At 34.5% G+C, this 9,546-nt stretch carries 9 protein-coding genes; 5 read left to right on the forward strand and 4 right to left on the reverse strand.

Annotated features, from left to right (window positions below):
• Positions 1-139: 139 nt before the first annotated feature.
• The 4 genes from nagB to nagK form a co-directional block, all read right to left on the reverse strand.
• Positions 140-937, reverse strand: coding sequence for a glucosamine-6-phosphate deaminase (nagB, locus tag BM088_RS16230; RefSeq protein WP_091986666.1), 798 nt, complete (start codon positions 935-937; stop codon positions 140-142).
• 202 nt (positions 938-1,139) lie between these two features.
• Positions 1,140-2,294, reverse strand: coding sequence for a transmembrane glucosamine N-acetyltransferase NagX (gene nagX, locus BM088_RS16235; protein WP_091986669.1), 1,155 nt, complete (start codon positions 2,292-2,294; stop codon positions 1,140-1,142).
• A gap of 105 nt (positions 2,295-2,399) precedes the next feature.
• The gene (gene nagA / locus BM088_RS16240) at positions 2,400-3,530 is read right to left on the reverse strand and encodes an N-acetylglucosamine-6-phosphate deacetylase (protein WP_091986671.1); all 1,131 of its coding nucleotides are present in this window, start codon (positions 3,528-3,530) and stop codon (positions 2,400-2,402) included.
• Between the two features lie 47 nt (positions 3,531-3,577).
• Positions 3,578-4,474, reverse strand: a complete 897-nt coding sequence (nagK, locus tag BM088_RS16245) for an N-acetylglucosamine kinase (RefSeq protein ID WP_091986673.1) — start codon at positions 4,472-4,474, stop codon at positions 3,578-3,580.
• A 326-nt stretch (positions 4,475-4,800) separates the two neighbouring features.
• Here nagK and BM088_RS16250 point away from each other — a divergent pair, with 326 nt between their 5' ends.
• From BM088_RS16250 to nuoC, 5 genes are all read left to right on the forward strand, one after another.
• Positions 4,801-5,862: a hypothetical protein gene (locus BM088_RS16250; protein WP_091986675.1), complete on the forward strand. Its 1,062-nt coding sequence runs from the start codon at positions 4,801-4,803 to the stop codon at positions 5,860-5,862.
• Between the two features lie 156 nt (positions 5,863-6,018).
• On the forward strand, positions 6,019-6,450 hold the full coding sequence (locus tag BM088_RS16255; protein ID WP_091986678.1) for a CBS domain-containing protein: 432 nt from the start codon (positions 6,019-6,021) through the stop codon (positions 6,448-6,450).
• Positions 6,451-6,693: 243 nt separating this feature from the next.
• Positions 6,694-7,092: an NADH-quinone oxidoreductase subunit A gene (locus BM088_RS16260; protein ID WP_091986680.1), complete on the forward strand. Its 399-nt coding sequence runs from the start codon at positions 6,694-6,696 to the stop codon at positions 7,090-7,092.
• Positions 7,093-7,737: a NuoB/complex I 20 kDa subunit family protein gene (locus BM088_RS16265; RefSeq protein WP_091986683.1), complete on the forward strand. Its 645-nt coding sequence runs from the start codon at positions 7,093-7,095 to the stop codon at positions 7,735-7,737.
• A 3-nt stretch (positions 7,738-7,740) separates the two neighbouring features.
• Complete coding sequence (gene nuoC, locus BM088_RS16270; protein ID WP_091986685.1) at positions 7,741-9,516, forward strand: NADH-quinone oxidoreductase subunit C/D; 1,776 nt, start codon at positions 7,741-7,743, stop codon at positions 9,514-9,516.
• The last annotated feature ends 30 nt before the right edge of the window (positions 9,517-9,546 follow it).

Genomic DNA, 9,546 nt, shown 5'->3' on the forward strand with positions numbered 1-9,546 from the left:
TGGAAGTGCCATATTAAATCCTTTAATTTTTAATTAAATTGACTATAACACCACCGCTACAAAATATGTAGCAGAAAAAACATAAAAAAGATCCAATTAAGGATCTTTTTGCACAAAATATGAAATTATTTTTTAAAAATCAATTCAAATTAGCAAGCTGTGCCAATAATTTTTGATTTTCAGATTCGATATGTTTATAAAATTCTGTATCAGATAGTTTTGATGCAGCAGCTTCATCAATTACGATTACTGCATCACGGTGAAGTTGTAATGCAGAAGCAGGACAAATAGCTGCCAGAGGCCCTTCAACCATGTCTTTAATTGCATCAGCTTTACCTTCACCGGTTGCTAATAATACAACTTTGTTGGAATCTAAAATAGTCCCTATTCCCATGGTGATAGATAAGTGGGGCTGATATTCATCTTCAGCAAAAAAACGTGCGTTATCGTCAATTGTTGCTTGCGTTAAGGTTTTTACTCGAGTGCGAGATGTTAAGCCTGAAGAAGGTTCATTAAAGCCAATATGTCCATTTCGACCAATACCAAGTAGTTGCACATCAATACCACCAGCCTGTACTATTTTTTCTTCATACTCATTACACGCTAAAACTGGATTAACCGCATCTCCAGGAGGTACATGCGTATTACTATTTACAATATTAATATGGTTGAATAACTGCTCAGTCATAAAATGACGGTAACTTTGTGGATGCTCACCTTTTAAACCTAAATACTCATCCAAATTAAAGCTGGAAACTTCAGCAAAACTAACTTCATCTTGCTGATTTTTTTTTATTAATTCCTGATAAAGTGCGACCGGAGTTGAACCTGTTGCTAAACCAATTACAGAGTTAGCTTTATTTTTAATTTGCTCAATAAAAATATTAGCACCGTATTGAGCCACTTCTGTAGCATCTTTTAAGATAACAATTTGCATATGAATTAACTCTTATAAAAATTAGAAAATGGGATCTATGGTTAATAACCCGTGCAAGATATAATTAACCATAGATCAAAAACCTAAACGGGATACGATATATATTAGGTTTCAACCATAATTGACAACGCTGTCATTATTGCTTTTTTAACTACGTCTGTAAAGTAAAAGTAAAATAATTTTTAAGTAAATATTATTAGATTTATACACTCACTAAAATTTTACGTTTAAACATCCAATGTAATAACAATAATTGCACAGCTAGTAATGAAAAAATACTCAGTAATGGCTGCCACGTTTCAGGGCCAGATAAAACCAACCCACCAAATATGCTGTTTGCGATATATTCCCAGTTCACTATGCTTGAGGCTAAATAAATCATAATTGAATTAGCACCAATAATCACAAATGGATAAACACATTTTCTGTAATTTAATACATCCACAAACACATAAAATACTCCAAGAAAAATAGCACTCCATCCTGATGTAACTAAAACAAATGAACTGGTCCATAAATCTTTATTAACCGGAAATATTAAATCCCAACTCCAACCTAATGCTAAACACATAAAACCTGAACCAACCAAAATACCAGCTGCTTTGCATTCACCTAAAGTGGGCGCTTTTGCAATTAACCTTCCTGCAAATACCCCTAAAACAGCATTCGCAATAGCAGGTATGTTTGATAACAAACCTTCAGGATCCGTTGCTCTGTTTTGATAACTAATTCCAGGTAAAAAATGTTGATCTATCCAAGCGTTCCAACTTCCATGCATAGTCAAAATACCAGCATTGCCACCAGGAACGGGAATAAAACAAAGCCAAATCCAATAACCAACTAAAATACTAGCAACAGTAACTATTTGAAATTTTAATGAAGTATGCCATATCAACATGATGGCAAAAAACCATGCTATCGCAATACGACCCAATACACTTGCATAGCGAATTTCATCAAAAGAGGCTGGCAAGCCTGTTCCCCACCCATGATTATAAAATATGCCTAAAATACATAATAATAATAATCTCTTAATTGCTTTTTTATACATGGGTAAACGCTCTGACAAGGCGAGATGATCTATTCGCTTTGGTGATAACCCCATCACAACACCTGAAAGAAAGATAAATAGAGGAAAAATCAAGTCATAAAATGTAAAGCCATGCCACTGACTATGTAATGTTTGCATTTCTGCAACCTGCCAACCAGCCCAACCTGTTAAAATAAATAAGGCAGCAAATATTTTTTCACCACCTAAAATCCAAAACATATCTATGCCACGTAATGCATCTAAAGAAGCTAACCTTTTTTTAGTTGTATTTTTATTTTCATTAGATTTGGTCTGTTCTTTTGTCATAATCTAACCTTGTTATTGATTTAAAATATACATCATCTATAAATAAAAAAACCCGCTTATACTACTTATAGGAGCGGGGTTTTTGTCCAGGGATTTTACAAATTATTACTCTGTGATTTTATTACCAGAAATGTACGTTGCTAATGGGTATTGGTTTTCATCTAATAAAACAAAATCAGCATTATAACCAATTTCAATTTTGCCTTTTGTTTTTCCTAAGCCTAAATATTCTGCGGGATAGGCTGACGCCATGCGCAAAGCTTCATCTAAACTAATATCTAAAGTATTTACCGTATTGCGTACAGCCGACGCCATATCTAAAACACTTCCAGCTAATTCACCTGTAGAAGAATTAAGTCTATCGCCTGTACGTATCACTGTTCGACCATCAAAGAAATCAAATTGCATGTCTTCTGTACCAACAACAGGCATTGCATCGGTTACAAGCATAATTTTACCAGTTGGTTTTGTATTTATAGCAAGTTTTGCCGATGCAGGATGTACATGGTGACCATCAACAATCAAGCCACACCAGCTTGTTTGATGCCAAAGTGCAGCACCAACAACACCAGGTTCTCTGGAAGTAAAAGCCGACATTGCATTAAATAAGTGGGTAAAACCATCCGCTCCCGCATCCAGTGCATTCATGGTAGTTTCAAAGTCTGCATTTGTATGACCTAAACATACTTTTACACCACATTTCACCAAACGCTTTACATCTTCAATAGAAACATTTTCAGGTGCTAAGGTGACCATTTTAAGACCTAAGTCTTGACGTTCATAAACTGTAAATTCAGCCTCAGAAATACCGCGTATGAATTTTTCACTATGGGTGCCTTTTTTTGGTAGCGATAAATGAGGTCCTTCAAAATGCACTCCAACTATGCCCGGCATTTTATCTTTTATTGCTTGAGCTACCGCATTTGCAGCTTGATTCATTACTTCAATACTATCTGTTATCAAAGTAGGCATAATGGCCGTTGAACCAAACTGAGCATGAGCGCTTGCAATGTCATGCAAGCATGTAGGCGTTTGTTTTGCATTAAAAAATGCACCTCCACCACCATTAACTTGTACATCAATAAAGCCAGGAACAAGTAATCCCTCAAGTTGTTGAGCATTTTCAACTTCGAGCTGGTTTATTTCGGTTATTTTACCTTGTTCTATTTTTAAAGTGACATTCTTAATAAATTCACTTCCTGTAAAAACATTTTTTGCCCGAAAAAACTGTGCCATATTAATTTTGCCCTACATAAAATATATAAAAGTATCATTTAGTAATTTTAGTTATTTGCCAACGACTGTTGTGCATAATATACAGCACCTATCTCTGGTGGTTGTATTGGTGGTTTAACTATTATTGAAATATCTTGATCTAACCATTTATGTAAAGGTTCAACTAAACCCCCTATCATAGACAATCTTGGCGGGTTTTTTTCAAGTAATTTACGTGCTAAATCACTGATATATGATGCGCCTTCTCGCACTATCACAGAAGCGATTAAATCGCCTTGTTCTGCACTTGCAAACACCATTCGCGCAAGTTGAGCATATGCGCTTGAAGGCTTACCAGCCATTTTTTCAGCAACACTCATAGCATCAGTAGCATCAAAATGTTTTAACATTAAATCTGACATCATAGTTTGTGGGCCAAGTCCATCTAAATCAAGTAAACACGCTTTAACAGCTTCTAAGCCCATCCATGAACCGCTACCTTTATCTCCTTGAGAAAAACCATGACCTCCAAGACTCGTGCCTTTACCATTAATAAATGAAAAGCCACAAGATCCAGTACCTGTAATTATTACAGCCCCATCTTCTCCTTTATGTGCACCTATACATGCAGTATGAAGATCAGTTGTTAGAAACATTTTTTTAAATGGATGATGCCATTGACTAATTTTTTGATATAAACCAGGTAAATTAACACCCGCTAAGCCAAGACCGGCCACAACTTGTTTAACATCATTACTCCCTAAACCTGCATCTTTCATAGCGAATTGAGTTGAGACCATGATAGATTCTAAAGTACGTTCAAGACCATGTAGTGGATTTGCAGGTCCACCCAGACCAGTCCCCACAATACCATCTTTAGTAGAAAATACAGTTGCGCGACATTTAGTTCCACCGCCATCGATCCCTATATATAACTGATTTTCTTTATCACTCATCTCAATCATTAAATGACCCTTAGCCTATAATTCTTTACTTTATTATTTAGGAAAAACCCCAAACAAGTATTTTATTCTCAACTCATGTTTAATTAATGTTACACAATTAATGACAGCGTTGTCATTATATTTTTCAAAAATCTTACAATAAGTATCGTTATTGCACGCTAACCCATTGAAATTTAAGTTTAATTAAATAACACGCAAATTGAATAAATATAAACCTCAATAAAAAATAGTTCACATTATATTTTAGATTTATTTCTTATTATTTGTTCAATTTTTTGCGTCTCGGTCGATATAAAAAATATAGTGCATATTATTGAGATAATCAGATGTCTATTCTAGAAAAAAATATACAACTAAATGTTAATTACAATAATAAAACCCGCACTACAAATACAGTCAAAGTACTAGGAAAGCAAGCTGAATTTAATAAAAAAGCAAAAACAGACACTTCTAATCAACCCCAACCCGATGCTTTAGTTCAGCTCTCAATCCTAGCCTTAACTAAGCAAGGTAATGACGATAATTCAGTCTTTGAGGAAGAGTCATCCCATTTCTCACCCGAGTTGCTACAACAGAAACTTATTCTAGAGAAGTTTTTTGGTAAAAAAATAAACATCAAAAAGCAACTTGATTTAAAAGTGGTGTCTCATAATATAGCTTCAGAAAATCAAAATATTGCACCAGGAAATCAGACTGAAGTTGTTACCATAAACAATAAAGTATTTTTATCCGATGACTGGTTGCAGGTAACTCAAACACATATGAGAGAACAAACACTCAATTTTAATTTAAAAGGTGAATTTGGAATAAACAATAAAAATTTCAATGTGGATTACCAATTTAACTTAACAGAAAAGCAAAGTTCAATCTCCCAAATAGAAGTATCTGCGATTCAATTAAAAGACCCTTTAATAATTCAGTATGGAAGTGCATCTTTATCTGGTTTGAACGGTGAAACAAGCCAAATAGATATAAATCAAGATCAACAAAAAGACAGTTTACCCATGTTTTCAGGAAATGTTGGTTACCTTGTGCATGATAAAAACCAAAATGGTCAGGCTGATAATGGTACTGAATTATTTGGCCCAAATACTGGTAGCGGTTTTAATGAATTATCAAAACTTGATCAAAATAATAATGGGTTCATTGATCCAGAAGATAAAGCTTTTGACAAATTATATATTTGGCATGTTAACGACTCAGGAGATGAAGTTTGGATCAAATTAAGTGATACAAAAATTGAAGGTATTTTATTAAATTCGACTGAAACACCTTTCAACTTTTTTGATAAACAAAATCAGTTGCAAGCCAAAATGACACATTCAAGTATCGCTTTATCAAACTCCGGTGACGTTTTTGGAGTACATGAAATAGATATCAGAGTCTGAGTTATTAAAGTTATGATTAACAAAATCACCTTCAAATTTATCTTGAAGTGACTTATATATAAGAAATTAATGCAAAATATAAAAACCTAGCTAAGCTTGTCTATATAGACTAAGAACAATTATATTAAGTGGAATAAAACAGATCAGGAGAACTAAATGAAATCCATTAAAGTTGCGGATTACATGAATAAACGCCCTGTAACCTTTAAAATTGATATGACCGTTGCAGAAGCCTCAGAAAAATTAATTCAATCCCATCAAATAGGTGGTCCAGTATTAGATATCTATAAACATGTTATTGGTTTTTTATCTGAACAAGAATGTCTCACCCACTTATTAAAAGATACCTATTTAAGTGAGTCTCACTCTACTGTAGAAGACATTATGCGCACCGATGTGTTAACAGTAGGTTGTGATGATTCAGTGCTCGATTTAGCAGAACAAATGACTAAAAACAAACCTAAGCTTTACCCTGTGGTTGACGAAAATGGCAGGTTATTAGGTATAATAACAAGAAACAATATTCTCAATGCAATAGATATTCATCTACGTTCTTTTTATGAAAAAGGTCATGATCGTATCGTTTAATTTAGTAAACCCGTTATAAAATTAAAACGCGCCTTTCAGTACACTTAAAGGCGCATTTTTTGGGCTTCAAACTATTTATCAAGACACCTCATTATTTTAAAACAAAACAATAGATTTCTTTATTTAATTCAAAATTTTATATATTTCGACTTGGATTGTAGAAAAATTAGACTATGCTTTTATCAGATGCTGTAACTCTCATATATTTCATTGATTTTTAATAATAAAAAATTAAGGCGTTTTATGATATCCACCAGCTTTGTCGTTTATTTTATAGCTATTTTAGCACTTACTATCACTATGTTATTAGTATCACATTTATTGAACCCAAAAGTCCCTTTACGCACTAATAACCTACCTTTTGAATCTGGCATAGTGGCACAAGGTGATACCGATATTCGATGGAACGTAAACTATTTTTTAGTGGCTATTTCATTTGTCATTTTTGATATTGAAGCTGTTTTTTTATACATCTGGTCAATTGTAGTGATGGAAGCAGGCTGGCATGGTTTTTTTATTACTTCATTTTTTATATTCATTTTATTAATAGCGCTACTTTATGAAATAAAACAGGGTGCATTTTTATGGGGTGAAAAAACACCCGTTGAAAACGCAACAATTTCTCGGGGTAAGGAGGCTTAAATGCGCTGGAAATTAACCACACCCGAACAACAAATTGATACTCAAGCTGCAGGAATAGAAGAGTTAACACAAAAAAACATCTTGATAACTAAACTTGAAGATTTAGTCGCTTGGGGTCGAGGAAATTCGCTTTGGCCATTTAATTTTGGCCTATCTTGTTGTTATGTTGAAATGGCAACTTCCTTTACAAGTCGCCACGATATTGCTCGTTTTGGTTCAGAAGTGATACGCGCAACCCCAAGAGAAGCAGATTTAATTGTAATTTCAGGTACTGTATTTTTAAAGATGGCCCCCGTTATTCAGCACCTGTATGACCAAATGCTTGAACCCAAATGGGTGATTTGTATGGGGTCATGTGCAAATTCAGGGGGCATGTACGATGTATACAGTGTGGTTCAAGGTGCTGATAGGTTTTTACCCGTTGATGTCTACGTTCCCGGTTGTCCACCAAGACCTGAAGCGCTCATGTACGGTTTAACTTTATTACAACAAGCCATAACACAAGGATATGATAAACAAAAAAGACCATTAAATCGTGTCGTAACGGCCGATGAAATTGCTCAATTTTCGACTCGAAATTTAAGAGATGAAAAAAATACACATCGTATGGCAACAACAACACTTCGAACGCCTGATGGAGTATAAAATATGCCAATAATTAATAATAACAATAAAATTGACAATCATTTAATAAACGCAATTCCAGAACTATTCAGCCATTTCGAACACAGTCATTTTACACCACAAAAAACAGTCGATCAGATTGTCACTTTGTGGATTTCAAATAAAATGTTAATTTCAATTTTATCTTTTATGAAAAGTATATCTGAACCCTTTGATATGCTTTATGATTTATATGCTGTTGACGAAAGATTACGCCTAGATAAAAGCCAAATTCCCGCATTAGATTTTACACTTGTATACCAATTATTATCCATTCAAAGAAACCAACATGTGCGATTTAAAGTCGCCCTTAGCGAAACAGAAATAAGCATAGCCAGTATCTCAAACTTATTTAAAAATGCAAATTGGTATGAAAGAGAGGCGTGGGATTTATTTGGTATTAACTTTAAAGATCATCCACATTTAACACGAATTTTACTTCCACCGACTTTTACAGGTCATCCATTACGTAAAGAATTCCCATGCAGAGCAACAGAAAAAGACCCTTTTTCATTAAATGAACAGAAACTACAAAAAGAGCAACAAGCACTCAAGTTTATTCCTGAACAATGGGGTATGAAAAAAAACAACGATAGTAATGATTATATGTTTTTGAATTTAGGACCTAATCATCCGAGTGTGCATGGTGTATTTCGTATTGCTTTACAACTTGATGGTGAACGCGTCATTGATGCAGTACCCGATATAGGCTTTCATCATAGAGGAGCAGAAAAAATAGCCGAACGTCAAACTTGGCATGGCTTTATTCCATATACAGACCGCATAGATTATTTAGGCGGTGTGATGAATAATTTCCCTTATATTTTAGCGATTGAAAAGCTGGCAGGTATAGAGGTTTCTGAACGCGTCAAATGCATTCGCGTTATGTTATCTGAATGTTTTCGTATATTAAGCCATATGTTATTTTTTGGTACTTTTGCCCAAGATATAGGCCAGCTATCTCCCATCTTTTATTTATTCATAGACAGAGAAAAATTATTTGCAATCATAGAAGCCATTACAGGCGCTCGCATGCATCCAAGCTGGTTTCGTATTGGTGGTTTAGCACAAGACTTACCTCAAGGCTGGGATAAGATGATGACTGAGTTTGTTGATTATTTTCCTGCTAAATTAGATGAATATGAAATTATGGTGATGCAAAATAGCATCATTAAAAAACGTAGTATTGGTATAGGTCAGTATACAAGCCAGCAGGCTATAGATTGGGGCATAACGGGTGCAGGTTTACGTGCTACAGGTTATGATTACGATTTACGTAAAAAGTCACCTTATAGTGGTTATGAAAACTATGATTTTTTAGTACCCATTGATGATAAAGGCGATGCATATTCTCGGTGTAAACTCAGAGTAGAAGAAATGCGCCAAAGTATTTCTATTATCAAACAATGTATTAAAAATATGCCTCAAGGCCCGTATAAAGCAGAACACCCTTTAACAACACCACCCATGAATAACTTAAGCAAACATGATATTGAAACACAAATTCAGCACTTTCTAAATGCCAGTTGGGGGGCGGTTATGCCCAAAGGAGAATCCTCATTTGCCGTTGAAGCAACTAAAGGCATAAACAGCTATAGCATAATTAGTGATGGTACAAGCTCAAGTTATCGGACGCGGATCCGAACACCTTCTTTTGCACATTTACAGATGATCCCTGAAATATCAAAAGGCCTTATGTTGGCAGATTTAATCGTCATAATCGCCAGTATAGACTTTGTTATGGCAGATGTGGATAGATAAAAATAAAGCGGTAATAAATACAAGGAGCAG

It is taken from the genome of Pseudoalteromonas denitrificans DSM 6059, assembly GCF_900112265.1.
GTDB lineage: Bacteria > Pseudomonadota > Gammaproteobacteria > Enterobacterales > Alteromonadaceae > Pseudoalteromonas > Pseudoalteromonas denitrificans.